Raw genomic sequence first — 24,384 nt, forward strand, 5'->3', positions numbered from 1 at the left:
TCCGGTACCCCGCCGGACCGCAGAGCGAAGGAGCGTGCCGTGAAGGCAGTCGTCGGAGACACCGTGATCGCCGAGGCCCCGCAGGAGGACCTCATCCAGATCGAGGGCAACTGGTACTTCCCGCCGTCGAGCGTGAAGCGCGAGCTGTTCACCGAGAGCCCCACCCAGTACCACTGCCCGTGGAAGGGCGACACGCAGTACTACACGGTGAACGTCGACGGGCAGGCGCTGCAGGACAACGCCTGGTCGTACCCGACGCCCATCCGGTCGTCGTTCGACCGCGTCGGCAAGGACTACTCGGGCTACGTGGCGTTCTGGAAGGGCGTCCGCGTCGTCGACTAGTCGGCGCCGACTCGCCGGCGCCGACCCGCCAGCGCCGACCGGCTCAGCCGGCCAGCGTCAGCGCGATGAGCGCCACGTTGAGCGCGACGATCACCAACGCGATGACCCCCGCGACGACGCGGGTGGTCATCGCGTTGACGTCTGCACCCATCACGCTGCGGCGGGACGTGTAGACGACCAGCGGCACGATCGCGAAGGCGATCCCGAAGCTCAGCACGACCTGGCTCACCACGAGCAGCATCGTCGCGTCGGCGTTCACCGCGAGCAGGACGATGGCCGGCACGAGCGTGACCAGCCGTCGGGCCAGCAGCGGGATCCGCACGTGCAGCAGTCCCTTCATGATCTCGGCGCCGGCCATGCAGCCCACCGAGGTCGAGGCGAGTCCCGACGCCAGCAGCCCCACCGCGAACAGGACGCCCACGACGGGGCCGACGTGCTCGGCGATCGCCCGCTGCGCTCCGGGGATCGAGTCCGTGTCGGCGACCCCGGGCAGCGTCGCCGCCGCGAGGACGAGCATGCAGATGTTCACCCCACCGGCCACCAGGAGCGCCAGCCCCACGTCCCACCGCGTCGCGACGAGCACCCGACGACGCTCCGGGCCCGCCGGGACGTCGCCGTGCCGGTCGCGCGCCAGGGCGGAGTGCAGGTAGACCGCGTGCGGCATCACCGTCGCGCCGAGCATCGAGGCGGCGAGCATCACCGACTCGGACCCCTCGAACCGCGGGACGAGTCCGGAGACGAGCTCGCCCGGTGACACCTGCGCGAACAGCAGCCCGGCGCAGAACCCCACCGTGAGGATCGCGAGCATCGCCGTCACGACCGCCTCGAACGTCCGGGTGCCGCGGTGGCTCTGCAGGGTGAGGATCGCCATCGAGACCACGCCGGTGATCACCCCGCCGGCGACGAGCGGCAGCCCGAACAGCAGGTGCAGCGCGAGTGCGCCGCCGATGACCTCGGCGATGTCGGTCGCGGCGGCCACGACCTCGGCCTGCGCCCAGAACAGCAGCCGGGGCGTGCGCTTCATCCGCAGGCCGAGGTGCTCCGGCAGGGACTTGCCGGTGACGACGCCGAGCTTGGCGGAGAGGTACTGCACGACGACCGCGCTGGCGTTCGCGGCGACGAGGACCCAGAGCAGCAGGTAGCCGTACTTCGCGCCCGCGGTGAGGTTCGCGGCGACGTTGCCGGGGTCGACGTAGGCGATGGCGGCCACGAACGCGGGGCCGAGCAGGGTCAGGCCGGCCGCGCGCTTCCGAGGCGTGGTCGTCTCGGCGAGGCGGGCAGCGGTGTCGGTCATGCAGACAGCATGCCAGAGGATTCGGCGCGCCGAATCCTTGTTTTCGTGTCGCATGCGAATCGGCCCGGCCCGGAGCGGCGAGCAGGCCAGGAGGCGCGGGTCGGCTCAGACCGCCGCGCGTCGGGCCCGGTGCGCCCGCACCTTCGCCCGGTTGCCGCACCGCTGCATCGAGCACCACCGGCGTGTGCCCCCGCGCGACGAGTCGTAGAAGACGAGGCCGCAGTCGTCCGCCGAGCACCGGCTCAACCGCGTCGGCTGCCCGTCCGCGGCGACGTCGTCGAAGCCGACCTCGGTGAACAGGGCCACGGCGTCCCGTGCGACGCTCGACAGCGCCTGGGCGAGCCGCACCCGGTTCGCACCCGCACGACGACGACCACCGGGCAGGCTCGGCGGCACGTCCGGCAGCGCGGCGAACAGGTTGACCGTGTCGATGTCGTCCGGTGCCGGGCGCGTGCGACCCGTCCCGGCGCGGAGGCCGGCAGCCACCGCGGTCCGTTCCGCCGCGGTCGAGGCCGGACCCGGAGCCGCGGCGACGGCCAGCCGGGCGATCGCTGCGCGGAGGGCACGGGCGTCCTGCAGCTCGCGGGCGGTCGCGCCGACGTCGATCGGCTCGGTGTGGTCGCTCAGCCACTCGTCGAGGTCGGCCGGTGTCGCGAGCAGTTCGCCGAGCTGCGCCCGCGGACGTCGACCGTCCGGGTCGTCGGCGAACCCGCCGGTGTGTGCGAAGTCGAGGGCGATCCGTCCGGCGTCGAAGAACCACGTGGAACCGGTGTCCGTGCGGATGTGCTGCCCCGTGTGCATCCACCCAGGCTAACGGGTTACCGGCGCGCCTCCGCATGCGATCGGCATCATGCGGTAGCTCGGCTGGCCTCCGCCGCTCGGCGCTCCCACGTGATGACGTTCCGGGCGTCGAAGCGGCGGGAGCACTTCGCGCACGCCAGCGGTCGGGTCGGGGTGCGGTAGCGGAAGTGCTCGTGCCCGGCCGGACACGTGCCGATCCAGGGTGCGAGCTCGCTCGCCACGGGGCCGTCGTACAGGCGTGAGCCCGTGTAGCCGAGTGCCTTCGCCGTCCGACGCCACGTGGGTCCGTGGCCGGCGCGGGCCCCGGCCACCGCATGCGCGATCTCGTGCAGGAGCACCTGGTCGACGTCGTCCTCGGAGAACCGCACGGCGAGGTGGCGACTCACCGTGATGCGCTTGCGGGCGAAGTCGCACTGGCCCGCCCGGGTCTTCGCATGATCGAACCCGAACGACCAGCTGCCCGCCCCGAGGTGTGCCGTCATCAGGTGCTCGGCGCGGGACCGGACGGCCTCGAGCGTTGTCACCGTTCGTCGTCGCCGGGTTCGTCGCGTCCGGCCTGGCCCTTCTGCGCGGCACGTGCGGCGATGCGGCCCCAGAGTTCGTCCGCCTCGGTCCGGGCGGCGTCCGGCGCACCGAGGACCCGGCGGCGCACCGTCGGATTCTGCTGCACGGGCTCCGGAGCGCGGGGTGCGGCCGGTTCCTCCTCGTCCGCGCGGCGTGCGGCGACGTCGCGGGCGGTGCGCGGCTTGTCCTCGGCCGGGGGCTGCGCGACCGAGGCCCGGAGCGCTGCCTCGACCGCCGTCCGGAGCGCCTCGGTGCGCTCCGACGGCGCACCGGCCTGGCGGAACGCCTGGTACGCCCGGGACAGCGCGGCACGGGCCTCGTCGAAGCGGGAGAGCTCGAACAGCGACCAGCCCTCGAGCTCGGCCGCAGCGCCCTCGAGCTCCGGCCACTCCTCGGTCCGGGCGGTGTCCCGCGCCAGGGCCGACTCGGTCGCGGCACGCTCGTACCGCCCCAGGTCGTGCAGGATGTGCGCGCGACGGATTCGTGCGGAGACCTTGTCCGAGCGCTCCCCCGTGAACATCGTCAGGCGGAAGACCTCCTCGGCGATGACGAGCGACTCGTCGAGCCGCCCGAGCAGGCGGAGGAGCTCGGCACGCTCCGCGAGCGCCTCGGTGCTGCGGCTCTGTCCGAGGTCGCGCAGCCGCTGCTGGACGGCGTCGGCGTCGACCGCGGGGCGCAGGCTGATCGGAGCGAAGGTGCTGCCGGGGCTCACGCCGGCCGTCACGGGCGCCGCATGACGCGGTTCCCGGGCGCGGTCGGTGCGGTCGGGCTGCTGGCGGTCGTCGGGCGGGAGGGACATCGGTTCGAGGGTAGCCGCGCCGCCCCGAGAGCGAGCGGTGCCACGCGCACGGGGGTCACGCTCGTGTCGACCGCGGGGACGAGGACGGCCCGCCGTGCGGGTGCACGACGGGCCGTCCGGGACGGTCTCCGGAGCTCAGCTGCCGCCGTTCACCACCGCCGCGGCCGCGACGCCGATGTAGGTGGCGAAGGTCGCGATCGTGGCGACGACCGCGAGGATGATCGCGAACACACCCCAGCCCCGGCCGCGCTTCGTGACGATCGCGACGATGCCCTGCACGAGCGCCCAGAGGCCGAGGAGCGCAGCGATCCCGGCGACGATCGCCCCGACCCCGAGCTGTGACACGACGTTGGGGTCGTTCATGAGCTGCTGCTGCAACTGGCTCTGGTCGGGCGTCGACCCGTCCGTCGGTACGACGCTCCGGAGGGCGTCGCTGCTCGCGAGCGCAGCCCCCATAAGCCAGCCACCGATGACGCCGACCACGAGCGACGCGAGCCCGAGGACGAACGCCACCACACCGACGGTCTTCTTCTTGGCCTTCGGCTCCTCGTAGCCCTGCCACGAGGGGGCACCGGCGCTCGCCGGAGCCGCCGCGTAGGGCTGCTGCCCGTACTGGGGCTGCCCGTGCTGCGGCTGCCCGTACTGGCCCTGCTGCTCGGCGTACTGGGTCGACCCGTACTGCGGGGTCTCGCCCTGCGGTGCCTGGTACTGCTGGGCCTGTTCGCCCCAGCGCGGCGCGTCGGCCTGCGGGGCCGGCTCGCCGTACTGCGGCGTGGAGGCGGGAGCGGGGTCGACCCGCTCGCCGTAGCGCGGCTCGTCGGCCGAGGGAGCGGGCTGCTGCGGCGCTCCGCCCCAGCTCGGCGCCTGGCCGTCGCCCGTCCGGTCCTCGTTGCTCCGGTCGTCGTTCGTCATCAGGGATCCCCTTGCTCGGTCGCGCACCTGCGCGGTCGTTCAGACCCATCCTGGCAGGCGGACCCTCCGCGTGCGCGGCATCCGCCCGATCGCACGGCGACCGTCGGCCCGACCCGCGGTCGCGCGTCAGCCGCCGAAGACGCTCCGGTTCGGCTCCGGCGACGCCACCGCGGTCTGGTCCGTGACGATCGGCGCCCCGGCGATGAACGCCCGCAGCTCCGCCCCGTGCACGACCTTCGCCGGCATCGGGTCGGAGGAGTACCGACGAGGCATCTCCGCCACGGGCAGGTCCGTCGGCGACCCGAGCAGCACGATGTTCCCGAACCGCCGGCCCTTGAGCATCCCGGTGTCCGCGACGGCCGCCACCGACGGCAGCACCGCCTGCAGCGTCGACGCCTGCCCCCGGGCGAACGCGAGCCCGGCCCCGTCCGCCACGTTCACGGCCACGATGCCGGTGGGCGACAGGAACTCCGCGACCTCGCGGTAGAACTCGATGCTCGTCACGTGCGCGGGGATCTGCGAGCCGCCGAACACGTCCACCACGGCCAGGTCCACCGTGCCGCGCAGTCCGGTTGGGAGCTTGCCGAGGACCTCGCGGGCGTCGCCGTACCGCACCCGGATCGAGGCCCCGCGGGGGAAGGGCAGCGCGTCCCGCACGTGGTCGACCAGGTCCCGCTCCAGCTCGATGACCTGCTGCCGCGAGCCCGGCCGCGTGACCGCGACGTACCGGGGGAGCGTCAGGGCCCCGGCACCGAGGTGCAGCGCCGTGACCGGGCCGTCCGGGAGCAGGTCGATGGCGTGCCCGATCCGCCGGATGTACTCGAACGCCAGGTGCGTCGGGTCCTCGAGGTCGACGTGCGACTGCGGCGTGCCGTCCACCACGAGCGTGAACGACCCCGGGCGGTGCCGGTCCGGCTCGACCACCGCGTACCCCGCACCGATCCGGAACCTGTCGAACGCATCAGCCATGGCACCAATCGAACACCACCGCGATCACCCCCCGCGTCCCCACCCCTGGTTGGTGTGCCCGCCGGCGCCGTCGAACGAGGCTGGTACCACCGGCCGGGAGACGCCCGCCGGACCTCCTCGGAAGGCGGACACCATGTCGGTCCAGCTCCTCGTGAACATCCTCGTCGGCATCGCCCTGGTCGCGTTCCTCGGGTACCGCCAGGCGACCTGGCAGTACCTCGACCCGGCGCGCATCTGGCGCACGCCGCTCATCATGGCGATCGTCGGCGTGGTCGTCCTCGCCCAGACGAAGGCGACGATCACGACGACCGACGTGGTGTTCCTCGGGATCGAGGCGCTCATCACGATCGGGGTCGGCCTGACCATGGGCAGCATCACCCGCTTCCGCACGGTCGGCACCCCGGACGCGAAGGGCCGCACGATCCAGTCCCGCACGGGTGCGCTCGGCGCGGTGCTGTGGATCGTCCTCATCGCCGTCCGCGTCGGCCTCGACGTGCTCGGCGGCCACCTCGGCGCGCACCTGCTCACGTCGACCGGCACGATCCTGCTCGTCCTCGCACTGAACCGCGCCGCACGCGCCGTCGTCATCGACGGCCGCATCCCCCGCGGCGACCGCCAGCCGCGCGGCATGATGGTCCGGTGACCCTGCTGACCGGCCAGGACGAGACCGACCTCCCCGGAGGCCGGTCCCGCTCGGGCGCCGCCTGGGGGCTCAACGCCCTCGGCATCGCGATCGTCGCGTTCTGGTTCGTGAAGAACGGCATCGCCCTGCAGCACCCCGCGTGGGTGTGGGTGCTCGGCGCGGTGGCGCTCGCCGCGTGGGCGCTCCGCGAGTTCGGTCGCACACCCCGGCTCCTCGTCGTCGCCGGGGTCCTGATGATCGCCGCGGGGACCCTGACGGTGGTGCCGACGGACTCGCTCATGATCGTCCCCGTGATCGTCGGGATCGTCCTGCTCGGCGCGAACCTCCGCGTCCCGGTCTGGGCGGCAGCCGTCGCCGCACTCGCCGCGATCGTGGTCGTCGCGGTGTCCGCCTCGATCGAGCACGCCTCGGTCCAGTTCGTCCTCGGGACGAGCGGCGGCATGCTCCTGGGCGTCCTCATCGGCTTCAGCCGTCGGCAGTTCCGCATCGCGGCGGAACGGGCGCGCGAGGCCGAGCGGGACCAGCAGCGCGCCGAACTCCTCGCGGACCGGTCCCGCGCCGCCCGGGACATCCACGACGTGCTCGCGCACTCCCTCGGCGGACTGGTGCTCCAGCTCGACGCGGTCGAGGCCCTGCTCGAGGCCGGCCGGGTCGACGACGCCACGAAGCGCGCCGCCGAGGCCCGCGCGCTCGCCGCGGACGGCCTGGCCGAGGCGCGACGTGCGGTGCACGCCCTGCGGGACGACGCGGAGACGGACACCGAGGCGGACGCGGGCTCGCCCGAGGTCCCGCACCGTGCCTCCCGTCCGACCGCCGACCCCGCGACGGGCCTGGCGGCCCTCGTCGACGCGCACCGGTCGTTCGGCGGCGAGATCGTGACGCAGGGCGACACAGCGCTCACCCACCTCGATGCGGCCCACCGCGCCGCCGTGGTCCAGGTGGTCCGGGAGGCGCTCAGCAACGCCCGCAGGCACGCCCCCGGCCGCCCCGTGTCCCTGTCCGTCATCCGGGACGGCGACGCCGTGGACGTCGTGGTCGCGAACCCGCTGTCCGGAGGCGGCCACGGTCTGCTCGGGATGCGCGAACGCTTCGCGGAGCTCGGCAGCGGCGCCGCGGTCGAGGCGGACCGGTCGGACGACGAGTTCGTCGTGGCGATGCACCTGCCGGTCGACGAGCTGGCCGCCGAGGGGGACCGCCCGTGACCATCCGCGTGCTCGTCGTCGACGACCAGGCCATCGTGCGCGACGGGCTGGTGACGGTGCTCTCGCTCGTAGACGACCTCGAGGTCGTCGGTGAGGCGTCGGACGGTGCCGAGGCGGTCGCCGCGGTCGAGCGGGAGTCCCCGGACGTCGTGCTCATGGACCTCCGGATGCCCGGCGTCGACGGCCCGACGGCGACGGCACGCATCACCGAGGGGCACCCCGGGGTCGCCGTGCTCGTCCTCACCACGTTCGCCGACGACGAGTCGATCCTGACCGCGCTGCGGGCCGGTGCACGCGGGTACCTGACCAAGGACGCCGGCCGCGGCGAGATCGCGACGGCGATCCGTGCGGTGGCGTCGGGGCAGTCGACGTTCGACGCCACCGTGGGCGCCCGGCTCGTCGCCCAGCTGGCCGGCGGCACCGCGCCCGCGCCCGTCGCGACGCCCGACCCGACCGAGTCGCTCCGTGCGCGCTTCCCGACGCTCACCCCGCGCGAGGCGGACGTGCTCGGGCGCATCGCCGAGGGTCGGTCGAACCCGCAGATCGCCGCCGAGCTCTTCCTCACCGTGCCCACCGTGAAGTCCTACGTGAACCAGGTGTTCACGAAGCTCGGCGTCCGCACCCGCGCGGAGGCCGTCGCCCTCGTCCTGCGCTGACCCGGGTCCGCGGTCCCGACCGGTCAACCCGGCGCAGGTGAATGCGTGCACATGCACCACCAGCGGACGCCAAGGGTCGTCGCCTACCGTTCACCGGGTCGTCACCTCGGTGCGTCGATCCGCGCAGTGCCCCACACCTCGCGCGCTTCCGCACCCCGCTCGTGACCGCGGCGCGACCGTCCGGCACCCCCACTGCCCCTCGTGTGCGCGCCGTCGGCGTGCGTCGGGCTCCCCGCTCTCCTGCGCGCCGCCGTGGTCCGCCCGCCGTGACCATTGAACACATTGCGTGCGCTATGTAAAATATGAGCACGAACGGACCCGATCCCACGAGGAGTCGACCTGCATGACCGACACCATGAGCGTGCCCACGTACCGCCGCGCCACCGCGAGCCGTCCCGCGGTCGCCACCCGCGCTTCCCGTCCGTCCACCCACACCGAGCGCGAGCACGCGCCGACCTGGATGCGTGCGGTGGGTGCGGTCCTGCTGGTGGGCGGGCTCGGGCTGACCGCAGCGGTGCTCGGATGGCCGGGCGACGCTCCGGAGACGGCGCTGCTGGTGCCGGCGCTCGTCGGCGTCGCGGTCGGGTTCCTGCTCCTCGTCGCCCGCTCGGGGTGGACGGTGACGGACACCCACGTCGTCCTGCACTTCCGGCCGCTGCCCGCGCGACGGATCGCCCGCGACCGGATCACTGACGTTCGACTCGTCGAGGCGGACGCGTCGACGTACGGCGGCATCGGGCTCCGGATCGGACGCGGTGTCCGCGCGCTCATCCTCACGCCGGGGCTCGGGATCGAGTTCACCGACGACCGCGGACGTGTCACGTTCGTGCGGACGCGGCAGCCCGAGGCGGCGTTCCGCGCCCTGCGCTGACGGCCGCGTTCCCGGGCGCAGTGCGGGGGAATACCCGCGCTGTCCACCGGCTTATACACGGCACTGCCGAATTCGGTCAAGCCAGGACTGGACATCCGCGACGAGCCCGACCTATGATGGCAGTTCGCGCTCCCTGGCATCCGTGTCGTCATATTGCGGTCGACGCAGCGTTCTTCCAGAACGTGCCCTGGTGGTGCCGGTCCCGTATATGTCGGCGGGTCCCGTCCACCCAGATCATCGCACACGTGCACAGCTCACCGGCCGTCGCGTGATCGCGTGTCTTCGAGGGGTGCGCTGAAGCGTCAATCCACTCACCTACGTGCTGCTCGTCAGTACCGGCCCGACGGGGCCTACCGGAGGTCAAACCCTTGGCTGCTGCGCCCAACGCATCCACCAACCCCAAGAACGGTCGCAACCACTCGCGACTCTCGTTCGCCAAGATCACGGACACCCTCACGGTTCCTGATCTGCTCGCACTCCAGACGGAGAGCTTCGACTGGCTCGTCGGCAACGACGTCTGGAAGGCCCGCCTCGCCGAAGGCCAGGAGCAGGGTCGCACCGACCTCGCACTGCACTCCGGGCTCGAGGAGATCTTCGAGGAGATCTCCCCGATCGAGGACCTCGGCGAGACCATGCAGCTCGGCTTCACGTCGCCCGAGCTCGAGGACCCGAAGTACTCGATCGACGAGTGCAAGGAGCGTGGCAAGACCTACGCTGCCCCGCTCTACGTCAACGCCGAGTTCATGAACCACATGACCGGTGAGATCAAGACGCAGACCGTCTTCATGGGCGACTTCCCGCTCATGACCGAGCGCGGCACGTTCATCATCAACGGCACCGAGCGTGTCGTGGTCTCGCAGCTCGTCCGCTCGCCGGGCGTGTACTTCGAGCGTCAGCAGGAGAAGACCTCCGACAAGGACATCTACTCCGCCCGCGTGATCCCGTCGCGTGGTGCCTGGCTCGAGTTCGAGATCGACAAGCGCGACCAGGTGGGCGTGCGCATCGACCGCAAGCGCAAGCAGTCGGTCACCGTGTTCCTCAAGGCGCTCGGCATGACGAGCGAAGAGATCATGGACGAGTTCCAGGGCTTCGCCTCGATCGAGTCGACCCTCGAGAAGGACGCCATCCTCACCAAGGAAGAGGCGCTCAAGGACATCTACCGCAAGCTGCGTCCGGGCGAGCAGGTCGCCGCCGAGGCCGCGCGTGCGCTCCTCGACAACTTCTACTTCAACCCGAAGCGCTACGACCTCGCGAAGGTCGGTCGCTACAAGGTCAACCGCAAGCTCGGCATCGACGCGCCGCTCAGCGACTCGGTCCTGACCGTGCAGGACATCGTCCGCACGATCAAGTACCTGGTCTCGCTGCACGCCGAGAAGACCACGCTCGACGGTGTCCGTGACGGCGAGCCGGTGCAGCTGCGCCTCGACGTGGACGACATCGACCACTTCGGCAACCGTCGCATCCGCGCCGTCGGCGAGCTCATCCAGAACCAGGTCCGCACCGGTCTGTCCCGCATGGAGCGCGTCGTCCGCGAGCGCATGACCACGCAGGACATCGAGGCGATCACGCCGCAGACCCTGATCAACGTGCGCCCCGTCGTCGCCGCGATCAAGGAGTTCTTCGGGACGTCCCAGCTGTCGCAGTTCATGGACCAGAACAACCCGCTCGCGGGTCTGACGCACAAGCGTCGCCTCTCGGCCCTCGGCCCGGGTGGTCTGTCCCGTGAGCGTGCCGGCGTCGAGGTCCGTGACGTCCACCCGTCGCACTACGGCCGCATGTGCCCGATCGAGACCCCGGAAGGCCCGAACATCGGCTTGATCGGCTCGCTCGCGTCGTTCGGTCGGATCAACTCCTTCGGCTTCATCGAGACGCCGTACCGCCGCGTCGTGAACGGTCAGGTCACCACGACCATCGACTACCTCACGGCCTCGGAAGAGGACGACTTCGTCGTCGCGCAGGCGAACGCCCCGCTCACCGACTCCTTCCACTTCCAGGACGACAAGGTGCTCGTCCGGAAGAAGGGCGGCGAGGTCGAGCTCGTCGGCAAGGACGAGGTCGACTACATGGACGTTTCCCCGCGCCAGATGGTGTCGGTCGCGACGTCGCTCATCCCGTTCCTCGAGCACGACGACGCGAACCGCGCCCTCATGGGTGCGAACATGCAGCGTCAGGCAGTCCCGCTGCTCCGCTCCGAGTCGCCGCTCGTCGGCACCGGCATGGAGGGCTACACCGCCATCGACGCCGGCGACGTCGTCACCGCCGACAAGGCCGGTGTCGTCTCCGAGGTCTCGGCCGACGCCGTGACCCTGCAGCTCGACGAGGGCGGCACGCAGACCTACTACCTGCGCAAGTTCGACCGCTCGAACCAGGGCACGAGCTACAACCACCGCGTGGTCGTCTCGGCCGGTGAGCGTGTGGAGCAGGGCGAGGTCATCGCCGACGGCCCCGCGACGGAGAACGGCGAGCTCGCGCTCGGCAAGAACCTCCTCGTCGCGTTCATGCCGTGGGAGGGCTACAACTACGAGGACGCGATGATCCTGTCGCAGAACCTCGTGAAGGACGACACGCTCTCCTCGATCCACATCGAGGAGTACGAGGTCGACGCCCGCGACACGAAGCTCGGCAAGGAAGAGATCACCCGCGACCTCCCGAACGTCAGCCCGGACCTCCTGGCCGACCTCGACGAGCGCGGCATCATCCGCATCGGTGCCGAGGTCCGCCCCGGCGACATCCTGGTCGGCAAGGTCACGCCGAAGGGCGAGACCGAGCTCAGCGCCGAAGAGCGCCTCCTCCGCGCCATCTTCAACGAGAAGTCGCGCGAAGTCCGCGACACCTCGCTCAAGGTGCCCCACGGTGAAGAGGGCACGATCATCGGCGTCAAGGTGTTCGACTCGCAGGACGGCGACGACGAGCTCGGCTCGGGCGTCAACCAGCGCGTGGTCGTGTACATCGCCCAGAAGCGCAAGATCACCGCGGGCGACAAGCTCGCCGGTCGTCACGGCAACAAGGGCGTCATCTCGACCATCCTCCCGGTCGAGGACATGCCGTTCCTCGCCGACGGCACCCCCGTCGACATCGTGCTCAACCCGCTCGGCGTCCCCGGCCGCATGAACTTCGGCCAGGTCCTCGAGATCCACCTCGGGTGGCTCGCGAAGCAGGGCTGGAACGTCGAGGGCATCCAGGAGTGGGCTTCTGCCCTCCCCGAGGCCGCTCGCAGCGCGGAGCCCGGCACGAAGGTCGCCACCCCGGTGTTCGACGGTGCCTACGAGCGCGAGATCGAGGGCCTCCTCGACTCGACCCTCCCGAACCGCGACGGCGAGCGCCTGATCGGTTCGTCCGGCAAGGCGCAGCTCTTCGACGGCCGCTCCGGCGAGCCGTTCCCGGAGCCCGTGTCGGTCGGCTACATGTACATCCTCAAGCTGCACCACCTGGTCGACGACAAGATCCACGCCCGTTCGACCGGTCCGTACTCGATGATCACGCAGCAGCCGCTGGGTGGTAAGGCGCAGTTCGGTGGACAGCGCTTCGGCGAGATGGAGGTGTGGGCGCTCGAGGCGTACGGCGCCGCCTACGCCCTCCAGGAGCTCCTGACGATCAAGTCCGACGACATCCTCGGCCGCGTGAAGGTCTACGAGGCGATCGTCAAGGGCGAGAACATCCAGGAGCCGGGTATCCCGGAGTCGTTCAAGGTCCTCATGAAGGAGATGCAGTCGCTCTGCCTGAACGTCGAGGTCCTCTCGGCCGACGGCCAGGCGGTCAGCCTCCGCGACACGGACGACGAGGTCTTCCGTGCCGCTGAAGAGCTCGGCATCAACATCTCCTCGCGGTTCGAGTCGTCGTCCGTCGACGACATCTGATCCCGCCCGTACTCGTAACGAATCCAGCTAGAGAGAAGAACATTGCTCGAAGCAACTTCATTTGACGCACTGCGGATCGGTCTCGCCACGGCCGAGGACATCCGCCAGTGGTCGTACGGCGAGGTCAAGAAGCCGGAGACCATCAACTACCGCACCCTCAAGCCCGAGAAGGACGGTCTGTTCGGCGAGCAGATCTTCGGTCCGTCCCGCGACTGGGAGTGCGCCTGCGGCAAGTACAAGCGTGTCCGGTTCAAGGGCATCGTCTGCGAGCGCTGCGGCGTCGAGGTCACCAAGTCCTCGGTCCGCCGTGAGCGCATGGGCCACATCGAGCTCGCCGCGCCCGTCACGCACATCTGGTACTTCAAGGGCGTCCCGTCGCGCCTCGGTTACCTCCTCGACATGGCGCCGAAGGACCTCGAGAAGGTCATCTACTTCGCGGCGTACATGATCATCGACATCGATGAAGAGGGCCGTCACGCCGACATGCCGGGTCTCGAGAACGAGATGCGCCTCGAGATCAAGAACCTCGAGGGGCAGCGCGACTCGATCATCGCCGACCGCCTCAAGAAGCTCGAGGACGACCTCGCAGCGCTCGAGGAAGAGGGCGCCAAGGCCGACGTCAAGCGCCGCACCAAGGACACCGCCGAGAAGGAGATGTCCCAGGTCCGCAAGTCGTTCGACGAGGACATCACCCGCCTCGAGCGCGTGTGGGAGGACTTCCGCAACCTCAAGGTGGGCGACCTCAAGCCCGAGGACGCCGTCTTCCACGAGCTCCAGGACCGCTTCGGGATCTACTTCGACGCCTACATGGGCGCCGAGGCGATCAAGCTGCGGCTCGAGGCGTTCGACCTGGCCGCCGAGGCCGAGGCGCTGCGCCTGCAGATCGCCGAGGGCAAGGGCCAGAAGAAGATTCGCGCGATCAAGCGTCTGCGCGTCGTCAGCTCCTTCCTCGCCACCGGCAACTCGCCGGCCGCGATGGTGCTCGACGTCGTGCCGGTCATCCCGCCGGAGCTGCGCCCGATGGTGCAGCTCGACGGTGGCCGCTTCGCCACGAGTGACCTCAACGACCTCTACCGTCGTGTGATCAACCGCAACAACCGTCTCCGCCGCCTGCTCGACCTCGGTGCCCCCGAGATCATCGTGAACAACGAGAAGCGCATGCTGCAGGAAGCGGTCGACGCGCTGTTCGACAACGGTCGTCGTGGTCGTCCGGTCACGGGTACCGGCAACCGCGCCCTGAAGTCCCTGAGCGACATGCTCAAGGGCAAGCAGGGTCGTTTCCGCCAGAACCTGCTCGGCAAGCGCGTCGACTACTCGGGCCGTTCGGTCATCATCGTCGGCCCGCAGCTGAAGCTGCACCAGTGCGGTCTGCCCAAGCAGATGGCGCTCGAGCTCTTCAAGCCGTTCGTGATCAAGCGCCTGATCGACCTGTCGCACGCGCAGAACATCAAGTCGGCCAAGCGCATGGTCGAGCGTTCGCGTCCGCAGGTGTGGGACGTGCTCGAGGAGATCATCCGCGAGCGCCCCGTGCTGCTGAACCGTGCGCCGACGCTGCACCGTCTGGGCATCCAGGCGTTCGAGCCGCAGCTCGTCGAGGGCAAGGCCATCCAGCTCCACCCGCTCGTGTGTGCTGCGTTCAACGCGGACTTCGACGGTGACCAGATGGCCGTGCACCTGCCGCTGTCGGTCGAGGCCCAGGCCGAGGCCCGCATCCTGATGCTCGCCTCGAACAACATCCTGAAGCCGTCCGACGGCCGTCCGGTGACCCTGCCCGCACAGGACATGATCATCGGTCTGCACCACCTCACGACCGTCCGCGAGGGCGCCGTGGGTGAAGGCCGTGCGTTCTCCTCCGTCGCCGAGGCCATCCTCGCGAAGGACCAGGGCACGCTGCACCTCAACGCGCTCGTGAAGATCCGCATGGCGGACGTCCACTTCGCCGAGGGTGAAGCTCCCGAGGGCTACGAGCAGGGCGACACCGTGCTGCTCGAGACGACCCTGGGCCGTGCGCTCTTCAACGAGACCCTCCCGGCGAACTACCCGTTCGTCCAGAAGGTCACCGACAAGGGCGTGCTCTCCGCGATCGTCAACGACCTCGCCGAGCGCTACTCCAAGACCGAGACGGCCGCCGCGCTAGACCGGATCAAGGACGCGGGCTTCTACTGGGGCACGCGCTCCGGTGTGACCGTGGCGCTCTCCGACGTCGTGACGCCTCCTCGCAAGAAGGAGATCATCGCGGGCTACGAGGTCCAGGCCGCCAAGGTGCAGGGCGAGTTCGACAAGGGTCTGATCACCGACGCCGAGCGTCGCGCCGACCTGATCAAGATCTGGACCGAGGCCACGAACGAGATCGCGCAGGAGATGCGCGACAACTTCCCGGTCGACAACACCATCAACCGCATGGTGTCGTCCGGTGCTCGTGGTAACTGGCTCCAGGTCCGCAACATCGCCGGTATGCGTGGTCTGGTGAACAACCCGAAGGGCGAGATCATCGCCCGCCCGATCATCAACTCGTACCGCGAGGGCCTGACCGTGGCGGAGTACTTCATCGCCACGCACGGTGCTCGCAAGGGTCTTGCCGACACCGCGCTCCGTACCGCGGACTCCGGGTACCTCACCCGTCGTCTCGTGGACGTCTCGCAGGACGTCATCATCCGCGAGGACGACTGCGGCACGACCCGGGGCCTCGAGCTCCCGATCGCGACCGTGGGCGCCGACGGCAAGCTCGTGCGCGACCCGCGCGTCGAGAACACCGTGTACTCCCGCACCCTGGCCACCCCGGCCGTGGACGCGAAGGGCACGGTCGTCGCCGAGGCCGGCGAGGACGTCGGTGACGTCCTCATCGACAAGCTGCTCGCGGCCGGTGTCGAGAGCATCAAGGTGCGCTCGGTCCTGACCTGCGAGTCGAGCGTCGGTGTCTGCGCGAAGTGCTACGGCCGTTCGCTCGCCACGGGCAACCTCGTCGACATCGGCGAGGCGGTCGGCATCATCGCCGCCCAGTCCATCGGTGAGCCCGGTACCCAGCTGACGATGCGTACCTTCCACACGGGTGGTTCGGCCTCGGCCGACGACATCACCCAGGGTCTGCCGCGTGTCACGGAGCTCTTCGAGGCGCGTACCCCCAAGGGCGCGTCCCCGATCGCCGAGGCCCCCGGCCGCGCCACGATCGAGGACACCGACAAGGGTCGTCGCATCATCCTCACGCCGGACAACGGTGACGAGCCGTTCATCTACCCGGTGCTGAAGCGTGCGACGCTCCTCATCGAGGACGGCCAGCACGTCGAGCTCGGCGAGCAGTTCATCGCCGGCACCGTCGACCCGAAGGAAGTCCTCCGCGTCAAGGGTGTCCGTGAGGTCCAGAAGCACCTCGTCAACGGTGTGCAGGACGTGTACGGCTCGCAGGGCGTGCCGATCCACGACAAGCACATCGAGGTCATCGTGCGCCAGATGCTCCGCAAGGTCACCGTCGTCGACCACGGCGACACCGACCTGCTCCCGGGCGAGCTCGTGGACCGTTCGCGGTACAACGAGCTCAACCGTGCGGCGCTGCAGGAGGGTCGCAAGACCGCTTCCGCTCGCCAGGAGGTCATGGGCATCACGAAGGCGTCCCTCGCGACCGAGTCGTGGCTGTCCGCCGCGTCCTTCCAGGAGACCACCCGCGTGCTCACGCAGGCGGCCATGGAGGGCAAGCAGGACCACCTCGTCGGCCTCAAGGAGAACGTCATCATCGGTAAGCTCATCCCCGCCGGGACGGGCCTCAGCCGGTACCGCGACGTGGACGTGAACGCGACGGAAGAAGCGAAGGCGGAGCGGTACCCGAACCGCATCTTCGCGGACGACTCGTCGTTCTCGGACGCCGACCTGAGCTTCGTCGACTTCGACAGCTTCTCGTCGGACGACTTCACGCCGGGCACCTACAACTGAGCCTGAGCTCCACCGGAACGGCCCCCGCATCCTCGGATGCGGGGGCCGTTCCCGTTGGTGCGCCCCACTGCGCGTTTGCTGATATTGTGACATGACAGACAACGATCGGCGTTCGTGAAGGAGTGCGATGCATCGTTCCGCCCGACTTCGCGTCACGTCAGCCCGTTCGCTCGCGACGCTCTCCGTCGTCCTCGGCTGCGCCTCCGTCATCGCGGTCCTGGTCCACGGGCCCGCGCTGCTCTTCGGTGCGATGTCGCTGGGTTCCGCGACGACCGCGGGGACGATCCACGAGAAGAGTCGGCTCGCGCCCGCGGTGTTCCTGGTCGACCTCGTGCTGGTCGTCCTCGCTGCGGTGCTGTTCTTCGTGTCCGAGGGGTGACCGTGCTCGATCCGGTGGGCGTTCCGAAGTGGTGTGGTCCGGAGCCGACCGCGATCGTGGGTCCTGAACGCGGTCGTGCTCGCGCAACGCCGCTGACGGACTGGAGGCGCGGTGCAGGCCCGCACCGCGCCTCCAGTCCGTCAGGCGCTGGCGTGACGGCTCAGACCGCGCGGTCCGCCCCGTTGTCGCGTCCGGAGCCCCGGCCGGTCTCGTCGACCAGGGAGAACAGGCTCAGGACGTTGCCGTCGGGATCGCGGACGTCGAACCAGTCGACTGCTCCGTCGACGCACTCGACCGGGCCGATGTCGATCCCGAGCGCGCCGATGCGTGCGTGTTGGGCGGCGACGTCGTCGACGCCGAAGCGGACGCTCACGGGGTTCTCCTCGGCGTCGGCGTCCTCGTAGAGCTGGATCCAGATGCCGCCGACCTCGTACTCGGCGATGCCCTCGTCGGGCTGGAGGTCCGGTTCGGCACGTTCGAACACGGCGCCGTACCAGAGGCAGGACGCCTCGATGTCGGTGACGGGCAGCCCCACGGTCACGCTCGTGATGTCCATGACTCATCATGTCCCGGAGCAGGGCTGCGCGTCGAGCACTTTCCGCCGTCGCGCCCGTGCCGGATGGCAGGCTGGGCGGATGGCAACGCTGCGCGAACGGATCACCGCCCCGGCCCACCTCGAGCTCCCGGTCCCGATTGCCGGCCTGACCTTCCGGGCGGCGACCCGGGACGACCTGGAGGCCGTGCACGCCCTCGCCGTGGCGGCTGCCGCGGTCGACGACCCACACGCTCGTCCCTCCACAGCGAGCCTGGAGCGGACGTTGTCCACCGAAGGGCTCGATCTCGCCCGGGACACCCTGGTCGGCGTCGATGCTGATGGGCATGTGCAGGCGTACGGCATCGTCATCGACGTCCCCTCCCGGGTCACCGCTGCTCGCGTGGTGCTCGAGGGGGCGGTCCACCCCGCGCTGCGCGGCCGGGGGATCGGCCGTCGTGTGCTCGCGTGGCTCATCGGGCGCGCACGGCAGCGACTCGCCGCGCTCGACCTCGACCTGCCGGCGACGATCTCGCTCGGTGCGCCGCAGGGATCCGGCGCCCTCCGGCTGGCAGCCCGTGCCGGACTCGAGCCCGTCCGGCACTGGGTGGACATGCAGGCGGTGCTCGACGAGCCCGCCGGTGCCGCGGTCCCGCAGTTGCCGGACGGGTACAGCGTGCGTGCGGCGACCCTCGACGACATCGAGCCGCTGCGGATCGCGAAGAACGACGCCTTCCGCGACCACTGGGGATCGCAACCGATGGTCGAGTCCGACTGGCGCGGGTTCCTCACCGCGGCGACGGCCCGGCTCGACCTCGGCCGCGTCGTCGTCGACCCGTCGGGCCGGATCGTGGCCTTCGCGCTCGTCGAGGTGGACCCGGACGGCTTCGCCGCTCGCGGCCGGTCGTTCGGGTACGTGCACTGGGTCGGTGTCGTGCGGGCGGCACGTGGGACGGGACTCGCGCCGATCGTCCTCGACGCCGCGCTGCAAGGGATGCGTGCCGAGGGGCTGTCCGCCGCGGTCCTGCACGTCGACGCCGAGAACCCGACCGGCGCCGGACGCATCTACGAGCGGCTCGGGTTCGTCCCGGGGCCGGTGCACGTCACCGCGTCGACGACCCTCTGACGGGGGTCGTCGCGGCCCTCGGCGCGCACGCCGTCGGCGGTGTCGATACCCGCGGGTACCCCTGCACTGGGGCCACCGAACACCCCCTCGCCCCCTCGTTGTGGGACTGCGGTGGCCGTTCCGTGCGGACGTAGCGTGGTCGGGCGTCGAACCCCTGCGGCGCTCGTCCCCACGAACCGCGCGCGACCCGAAGGAGGCTCCGCAGCTCATGGCCACGCTGTCCGAGATCCTCATCCTCAACGGAGCCCTGCCGATCGAGCACCTCGACTCGATGACCGGCGACGAGGAGATCGACGACCGTTCGATCCGCTCGCTCGTCGACCAGGGCCTCGTCAGCGAGGCGCAGTACATCACCGCGCGCGCTGCGTCGAACAACTCCAAGACCGTCCCGCTGACGGACTACCCGGTCGACGGCACCGCGGTGTCGATGCTCCCGGCGACCCTCTGCCGTCGGCACGGCGTGCTCGGCGTCGGGTTCGAGGGCGACGTCCTCGTCCTCGCGATGGTGAACCCGACGAACGTGCTGGCGATCGACGACGCCCGGACCGCCTCCGGACGCCCCGTAAAGCCGCTGCAGGTCGACGAGCGCGACCTCGCCGCAGCGCTCGACCGCTACCTGCGTGCCGACGACGAGCTGAACGACCTGACCTCCTCGCTCGAGGAAGAGGCATCGGCGCAGACCCAGCAGCAGGTCGACCTCACGGACGGCGCGCTCGACGACGTCCCGATCGTCCGGTTCGTCAACCTGCTCGTGTCCCAGGCCATCCAGGACCACGCGTCCGACATCCACATCGAGCCCGGCGAGCACGAGGTCCGGGTGCGCTACCGCATCGACGGCGTGCTGCACGAGATGGCCCCGGCGCCGAAGAACATCCAGAACGGCGTCATCAGTCGGCTCAAGATCATGAGCGACATCGACATCGCCGAGCGTCGGAAGCCGCAGGACGGCCGCATGTCGGTGCGCTACGGTGGCCGGCAGATCGACCTCCGCGTCGCGACGCTCCCCACCGTGTGGGGCGAGAAGGTCGTCATGCGGATCCTCGACAACACGAACACGTCGATGTCCCTCAAGGACCTCAACCTGCTCGAGCAGAACTTCCAGGCGTACCAGCGCTCGTACTCGAAGCCGTACGGCATGATCCTCGTCACCGGTCCCACCGGGTCCGGCAAGTCGACGACGCTCTACACGACCCTCAACGCGGTCGCCCGTCCCGAGATCAACGTCATCACCGTCGAGGACCCGGTCGAGTACCGGATGGCCGGCATCAACCAGGTGCAGGTCAACCCGAAGGCCGGACTCACGTTCGCGTCGGCCCTGCGGTCGATCCTCCGGTCCGACCCCGATGTCGTGCTCCTCGGCGAGATCCGCGACCACGAGACCGCGCAGATCGCGATCGAGGCCTCGCTCACCGGCCACCTCGTGCTGTCCACGCTGCACACGAACGACGCCCCGTCGGCCGTGACGCGACTGACGGAGATGGACATCGAGCCGTTCCTCGTCGGGTCCGCACTCGACTCCGTGGTCGCCCAGCGTCTGGCACGACGGCTTTGCGACCGCTGCAAGGCCCCGGCGCAGTACACGCCAGCGCAGCTCGTGGCGCTCGGCTTCGTGGGCACCGAGGACACCGCCGTGCCGGAGTTCTTCGGCCCGGTCGGCTGCGCCGTGTGCTCGAACACCGGGTACCGCGGCCGCATCGCCTTGCACGAGGTCATGACCGTGACCGAGGAGATCGAGCGTCTCGCCGTCTCGCGTGCCTCGAGCGCCGAGATCGGCCGCGTCGCCCAGCAGCAGGGCATGCTCACCCTCCGCCAGGACGGGTGGGAGAAGGTCAAGCTCGGCATGACGAGCATCGACGAGATCCTTCGCGTGGTCGCGTAGGCGTGGGAGTGGAACGATGACCGATTCCGTCTACGACATCTCCGTGCCCGGCGACGAGCCGGTCGCGGGGTGGCACCCGGGCCGTCCCGGCCACGAGGTCGGTGGTCGCCGCGCCGCCCGGCTCGCGGCCGCAGCGGCGCAGCAGCCGACGTCGCCGGCCGTCGAGGCGCAGATCGCCCCCGCCTCGGCCGCGCCGGTCTACGACCTGTCGGGTGACACCGCGTGGCCGGCTCCGGCTCCGGCTGCGCCCGTCCCCGGTGCTGCCGTGCCCTCCGCGTCCGTCCCGAGCGGGTCCTGGCCGGCGCCGTCCGGCGACCCCGTCGCCGTGCCGGTCGCGCAGCCGCACGCCCGCCCCGCGACGCCGTCCGCCGCCGTCCCGCCGTCGACCGCGTCCTACGGCTACGCCGACGCGGTGACCCAGCACCTGCCGGTCGTGCCTGCGGAACCGACCACGATCCTCCCGACCGTCGCCCACGTCGCGGCCACCCACGTGCCGGCACCCGCCGGCCACGACGAGATCAACTTCACCCGCCACGCGCGTGAGGTCGCCGACCCCGACCTCATCACCGCGCTCGCCCAGGTCGTCTACCAGGGTGCGTCGGACCTCCACCTCACCGCGGACGCGGCCCCGACCGTGCGCGTCGACGGATCCCTGCGACCGGCGGTCCCCGGTGGGCCGTGGGCGCGGAACAAGGTGATCGCCGCCCTCAAGACCCTGCTCTCGGTCGAGCAGGCCGGGCAGTTCGACCACGAGCAGGAACTCGACTTCGCGTACTCGCTGTCGCCCGAGTACCGCTTCCGCGTGAACTACTACCAGCAGCGCGGGAACTGGGGCGCGGCCTTCCGCATCATCCCCACGAAGATCAAGACCCTCAAGCAGCTCGGCATCCCCGAACACGTGGGGGAGTTCGCCAAGCTGCCGCGCGGACTCGTGCTCGTGACCGGGCCGACCGGTTCCGGCAAGTCGACCACGCTCGCCGCCCTCATCGACCTCGTCAACGAGACCCGGGCCGACCACATCGTGACGGTCGAGGACCCGATCGAGTTCATGCACGACCACAAGAAGGCGATCATCAACCAGCGCGAGGTCGGGGCAGACACGCACTCGTTCGCCGCCGCCCTGAAGCACGTGCTGCGCCAGGACCCGGACGTCATCCTGATCGGCGAGCTCCGCGACCTCGAGACGATCTCCGTCGCCCTCACCGCGGCCGAGACCGGCCACCTCGTGTTCGCCACCCTGCACACGCAGAGCGCTCCCGGCACGATCGACCGCGTCATCGACGTCTTCCCGCCGCACCAGCAGGGGCAGATCCGGACGCAGCTCGCCTCGACGCTCGAGGGGGTCGTCTGCCAGACGCTCGTGCCGAAGGCCAACGGTGCCGGCCGGGTCGTCGCCACCGAGATCATGAGGACCACCCCGGCCATCGGGAACCTCGTGCGCGAGGGCAAGACGTACCAGATCACCTCCGCCATGCAGGCCGGGCGTGACATGGGGATGCACACGATGGACCAGGACCTCGCCGAGCTCGTCAACGTCGGAACCGTCACGCGGGCTGCCGCGATGGAGAAGGTGCACGACCACGAGGGCTTCGACCGGCTCGTGCAGCGCGTCGAGTCCCCGTCCGACTCCTCGGCCGCCGCGATCGCCGCGTCCGAGATCGACTTCGGCGACAAGTACTCAGGAGGCCACTGATGTCACTCGCCTACGACTACCGAGGGCGCGACGGCGCCGGGAAGCTCGTCAAGGGACGGCTCGACGCGTCCTCCGAAGGAGCGGTCGTCCAGCGGCTGCGGGGCATGGGCGTCTCACCGATCGCCATCACCGAGGCGAAGCCCGGCACCGGACTGCAGACCGAGATCAAGATCCCGGGGTTCGAGAAGGGTGTGGGGCTCAAGGACCTGGCGATCATGTCGCGTCAGGCTGCGACGATGCTCGCCTCGGGGCTCTCGCTCCTGCGTGCGCTCACGATCCTCGCCGAGCAGAGCGAGAACAAGAAGCTGAAGGAGATCCTCGGCAAGGTCCGCGCCGAGGTCGAGCAGGGTGTGTCGCTGTCCGACGCCGTCGGCAAGTACCCGGTCGACTTCCCGCCGATCATGATCAACATGATCCGGGCCGGTGAGACGGGCGGCTTCCTCGACCGTGCCATGGACTCGATCGCGACGAACTTCGAGAAGGAGCACAAGCTCCGCTCGACGATCAAGTCGGCGATGACCTACCCGGTGGTCGTGCTCGTCATGTCACTCGTCGCCGTCGTGGTGATGCTCGTGTTCATCGTCCCGATCTTCCAGAACATGTTCTCGTCACTCGGCGGTCAGCTCCCGCTGCCGACGATGATGCTCGTCTACGCGTCGCACGCGATGGTCTGGGTCGGTCCGATCCTGGCCGTCGCGATCGTGGTCGGCGTGCTCTGGTACCGGGCGAACAAGAACACCGATCGTGTCCGCTCGTTCCTCGATCCGATCCGACTCCGATTGCCGGTGTTCGGCGCGTTGAACAAGAAGATCGTCGTCGCACGGTTCGCGCGGAACTTCTCGAACATGATCGGGGCCGGCGTCCCCATCCTCCAAGCATTGAAGATCGTCGGCGAGGTCTCGAACAACTTCGTCGTCCAGAAAGCACTCGACCGGGTTGCGGAATCCGTTCGGAAAGGTGAATCCATCGCCGTTCCGATCACCCGTGAGAAAGTGTTCCCGGACATGGTCTCGCAAATGATCGCGGTCGGTGAGGATGCTGGTTCGCTCGAAACGATGCTCGAACGCATCGCCGAGTTCTACGACGCCGAAGTGCAATCCACGACCGAGGCGTTGACCTCGCTCATCGAGCCGCTGCTCATCGCATTCCTCGGCGTCGTGGTGGGCGGGATGATCGTCGCACTGTACCTGCCGATCTTCCAGATCACCTCACTCATCCACTGAGCCGGCTCGCACCTTCGTCTTGGCACCCGTTCGGGGGTTTCTCCCCGAACGGGTGCCCCTGTGAATGGGGGCATTTCGCACCCCAGAAGCCCCCCGTTGTTGGGATTATGCCGTGAAACGGCGGTCCATACGCTTGACCGCGGCGGCAGAGCACAGCCCCGAAACAATTCCCCGTCTACATTCCCGAAAGAGTGGAAAACCATGTACGCAGCTCTCATGGGCAAGCTGAACGCTCGCCGCAAGGGTCTCCTCGAAGAGAACGACAAGGGCTTCACGCTCATCGAGCTCCTCGTCGTGGTCATCATCATCGGCATCCTCGCCGCGATCGCCATTCCGATCTACATCGGCGTGCAGAACAACGCCAAGGACTCGTCGGTCCAGAACGACGTCTCGAACCTCAAGACGGCCGTCGTGGCGCAGCAGACCAACAGCGGGGCGTACCCGGCGAAGTTCACCGCCCTCAACGGCACCACTGCCACGCCGTCGTCCTTCCCGAGCCCCGCCGCCACCTGGACCGATGCGGGCGCGACGCTCGGCACCAACACCAAGTCGCTGAGCTACGGGCCGAGCGCGACCGGCTTCTGCATCATCGGGACGAGCACGACGGACAAGCTCTTCTACGCGACCGAGTCGAGGGGCGTCTCGTCCACGGCCTGCACGATCTCCTGATCGTCTGATCGACACGAGGGCGGGACGTTCAGCTGATGAACGTCCCGCC

General features: G+C 69.8%; 19 protein-coding genes and 1 pseudogene. 13 read left to right on the forward strand and 7 right to left on the reverse strand.

What is annotated here, in order from left to right:
- Positions 1-36: 36 nt before the first annotated feature.
- Positions 37-342: pseudogene (locus tag ACEN8D_RS12665) on the forward strand (DUF427 domain-containing protein); the annotation flags it as partial.
- Between the two features lie 43 nt (positions 343-385).
- Here ACEN8D_RS12665 and ACEN8D_RS12670 read toward each other — a convergent pair.
- The 6 genes from ACEN8D_RS12670 to ACEN8D_RS12695 form a co-directional block, all read right to left on the reverse strand.
- Positions 386-1,636: an Nramp family divalent metal transporter gene (locus ACEN8D_RS12670; protein ID WP_413461841.1), complete on the reverse strand. Its 1,251-nt coding sequence runs from the start codon at positions 1,634-1,636 to the stop codon at positions 386-388.
- A gap of 105 nt (positions 1,637-1,741) precedes the next feature.
- Entirely contained in the window at positions 1,742-2,437 is a 696-nt protein-coding gene (locus ACEN8D_RS12675; RefSeq protein WP_070417654.1) for a CGNR zinc finger domain-containing protein, read from the reverse strand.
- 47 nt (positions 2,438-2,484) lie between these two features.
- Positions 2,485-2,961 (reverse strand): SprT-like domain-containing protein, encoded by a 477-nt coding sequence (locus tag ACEN8D_RS12680; protein ID WP_413400213.1) that lies wholly within the window; start codon positions 2,959-2,961, stop codon positions 2,485-2,487.
- Positions 2,958-3,800 carry a tetratricopeptide repeat protein gene (locus ACEN8D_RS12685; RefSeq protein ID WP_413400212.1) on the reverse strand — a complete coding sequence of 281 codons (843 nt, stop codon included), beginning with the start codon at positions 3,798-3,800 and terminating at the stop codon, positions 2,958-2,960. The genes ACEN8D_RS12680 and ACEN8D_RS12685 overlap by 4 nt, the downstream gene beginning before the upstream one ends.
- Positions 3,801-3,935: 135 nt before the next feature.
- A complete protein-coding gene (locus tag ACEN8D_RS12690) occupies positions 3,936-4,712 on the reverse strand; it encodes a hypothetical protein (protein ID WP_413461442.1) in 777 nt (258 codons plus the stop codon).
- A gap of 126 nt (positions 4,713-4,838) precedes the next feature.
- Positions 4,839-5,681, reverse strand: coding sequence for a spermidine synthase (locus ACEN8D_RS12695; protein WP_413398395.1), 843 nt, complete (start codon positions 5,679-5,681; stop codon positions 4,839-4,841).
- A 133-nt stretch (positions 5,682-5,814) separates the two neighbouring features.
- Here ACEN8D_RS12695 and ACEN8D_RS12700 point away from each other — a divergent pair, with 133 nt between their 5' ends.
- From ACEN8D_RS12700 to ACEN8D_RS12730, 7 genes are all read left to right on the forward strand, one after another.
- On the forward strand, positions 5,815-6,324 hold the full coding sequence (locus ACEN8D_RS12700) for a hypothetical protein (RefSeq protein ID WP_071302473.1): 510 nt from the start codon (positions 5,815-5,817) through the stop codon (positions 6,322-6,324).
- The gene (locus ACEN8D_RS12705) at positions 6,321-7,526 is read left to right on the forward strand and encodes a sensor histidine kinase (RefSeq protein WP_413398396.1); all 1,206 of its coding nucleotides are present in this window, start codon (positions 6,321-6,323) and stop codon (positions 7,524-7,526) included. Before ACEN8D_RS12700 ends, ACEN8D_RS12705 begins: the two co-directional genes overlap by 4 nt.
- Positions 7,523-8,182, forward strand: coding sequence for a response regulator transcription factor (locus tag ACEN8D_RS12710; RefSeq protein WP_413398397.1), 660 nt, complete (start codon positions 7,523-7,525; stop codon positions 8,180-8,182). Before ACEN8D_RS12705 ends, ACEN8D_RS12710 begins: the two co-directional genes overlap by 4 nt.
- A gap of 343 nt (positions 8,183-8,525) precedes the next feature.
- Entirely contained in the window at positions 8,526-9,053 is a 528-nt protein-coding gene (locus tag ACEN8D_RS12715) for a hypothetical protein (protein ID WP_071302476.1), read from the forward strand.
- Positions 9,054-9,421: 368 nt separating this feature from the next.
- A complete protein-coding gene (rpoB, locus tag ACEN8D_RS12720) occupies positions 9,422-12,910 on the forward strand; it encodes a DNA-directed RNA polymerase subunit beta (RefSeq protein WP_070417662.1) in 3,489 nt (1,162 codons plus the stop codon).
- Between the two features lie 42 nt (positions 12,911-12,952).
- The gene (gene rpoC / locus ACEN8D_RS12725) at positions 12,953-16,834 is read left to right on the forward strand and encodes a DNA-directed RNA polymerase subunit beta' (protein ID WP_070417663.1); all 3,882 of its coding nucleotides are present in this window, start codon (positions 12,953-12,955) and stop codon (positions 16,832-16,834) included.
- Positions 16,835-16,961: 127 nt separating this feature from the next.
- A complete protein-coding gene (locus ACEN8D_RS12730) occupies positions 16,962-17,213 on the forward strand; it encodes a hypothetical protein (RefSeq protein WP_413398398.1) in 252 nt (83 codons plus the stop codon).
- Positions 17,214-17,373: 160 nt separating this feature from the next.
- Here the strand turns inward: ACEN8D_RS12730 and ACEN8D_RS12735 are convergent, their stop codons facing one another.
- The gene (locus ACEN8D_RS12735; RefSeq protein WP_413398399.1) at positions 17,374-17,769 is read right to left on the reverse strand and encodes a VOC family protein; all 396 of its coding nucleotides are present in this window, start codon (positions 17,767-17,769) and stop codon (positions 17,374-17,376) included.
- Between the two features lie 79 nt (positions 17,770-17,848).
- Between ACEN8D_RS12735 and ACEN8D_RS12740 the strand changes: the two genes are divergently transcribed.
- The 5 genes from ACEN8D_RS12740 to ACEN8D_RS12760 all read left to right on the forward strand — a co-directional run bounded on the left by ACEN8D_RS12740 (position 17,849) and on the right by ACEN8D_RS12760 (position 24,335).
- Positions 17,849-18,871: a GNAT family N-acetyltransferase gene (locus ACEN8D_RS12740; RefSeq protein ID WP_309886564.1), complete on the forward strand. Its 1,023-nt coding sequence runs from the start codon at positions 17,849-17,851 to the stop codon at positions 18,869-18,871.
- A gap of 208 nt (positions 18,872-19,079) precedes the next feature.
- The gene (locus tag ACEN8D_RS12745) at positions 19,080-20,750 is read left to right on the forward strand and encodes a GspE/PulE family protein (RefSeq protein WP_413398400.1); all 1,671 of its coding nucleotides are present in this window, start codon (positions 19,080-19,082) and stop codon (positions 20,748-20,750) included.
- Positions 20,751-20,766: 16 nt separating this feature from the next.
- Positions 20,767-22,443 carry a type IV pilus twitching motility protein PilT gene (locus ACEN8D_RS12750; protein WP_495601029.1) on the forward strand — a complete coding sequence of 559 codons (1,677 nt, stop codon included), beginning with the start codon at positions 20,767-20,769 and terminating at the stop codon, positions 22,441-22,443.
- Complete coding sequence (locus tag ACEN8D_RS12755; RefSeq protein WP_413398763.1) at positions 22,443-23,666, forward strand: type II secretion system F family protein; 1,224 nt, start codon at positions 22,443-22,445, stop codon at positions 23,664-23,666. Before ACEN8D_RS12750 ends, ACEN8D_RS12755 begins: the two co-directional genes overlap by 1 nt.
- Before the next feature lie 201 nt (positions 23,667-23,867).
- The gene (locus ACEN8D_RS12760) at positions 23,868-24,335 is read left to right on the forward strand and encodes a type II secretion system protein (RefSeq protein WP_413398762.1); all 468 of its coding nucleotides are present in this window, start codon (positions 23,868-23,870) and stop codon (positions 24,333-24,335) included.
- Positions 24,336-24,384 lie beyond the last annotated feature (49 nt).

It is taken from the genome of Curtobacterium sp. Curtsp22, assembly GCF_059492135.1.

What these genes read in the sequence shown, in the direction of transcription:
- ACEN8D_RS12715 (WP_071302476.1), top strand. Translation starts at nt 8,526, where the DNA reads ATGACCGACACCATGAGCGTGCCCACGTACCGCCGCGCCACCGCGAGC.
- ACEN8D_RS12755 (WP_413398763.1), top strand. Translation starts at nt 22,443, where the DNA reads ATGTCACTCGCCTACGACTACCGAGGGCGCGACGGCGCCGGGAAGCTC.
- ACEN8D_RS12695 (WP_413398395.1), bottom strand. Translation starts at nt 5,681, where the DNA reads ATGGCTGATGCGTTCGACAGGTTCCGGATCGGTGCGGGGTACGCGGTG.
- ACEN8D_RS12670 (WP_413461841.1), bottom strand. Translation starts at nt 1,636, where the DNA reads ATGACCGACACCGCTGCCCGCCTCGCCGAGACGACCACGCCTCGGAAG.
- ACEN8D_RS12740 (WP_309886564.1), top strand. Translation starts at nt 17,849, where the DNA reads ATGGCAACGCTGCGCGAACGGATCACCGCCCCGGCCCACCTCGAGCTC.
- ACEN8D_RS12730 (WP_413398398.1), top strand. Translation starts at nt 16,962, where the DNA reads ATGCATCGTTCCGCCCGACTTCGCGTCACGTCAGCCCGTTCGCTCGCG.
- ACEN8D_RS12760 (WP_413398762.1), top strand. Translation starts at nt 23,868, where the DNA reads ATGTACGCAGCTCTCATGGGCAAGCTGAACGCTCGCCGCAAGGGTCTC.
- ACEN8D_RS12700 (WP_071302473.1), top strand. Translation starts at nt 5,815, where the DNA reads ATGTCGGTCCAGCTCCTCGTGAACATCCTCGTCGGCATCGCCCTGGTC.
- ACEN8D_RS12690 (WP_413461442.1), bottom strand. Translation starts at nt 4,712, where the DNA reads ATGACGAACGACGACCGGAGCAACGAGGACCGGACGGGCGACGGCCAG.
- ACEN8D_RS12735 (WP_413398399.1), bottom strand. Translation starts at nt 17,769, where the DNA reads ATGGACATCACGAGCGTGACCGTGGGGCTGCCCGTCACCGACATCGAG.
- ACEN8D_RS12745 (WP_413398400.1), top strand. Translation starts at nt 19,080, where the DNA reads ATGGCCACGCTGTCCGAGATCCTCATCCTCAACGGAGCCCTGCCGATC.
- ACEN8D_RS12750 (WP_495601029.1), top strand. Translation starts at nt 20,767, where the DNA reads ATGACCGATTCCGTCTACGACATCTCCGTGCCCGGCGACGAGCCGGTC.
- ACEN8D_RS12675 (WP_070417654.1), bottom strand. Translation starts at nt 2,437, where the DNA reads ATGCACACGGGGCAGCACATCCGCACGGACACCGGTTCCACGTGGTTC.
- ACEN8D_RS12685 (WP_413400212.1), bottom strand. Translation starts at nt 3,800, where the DNA reads ATGTCCCTCCCGCCCGACGACCGCCAGCAGCCCGACCGCACCGACCGC.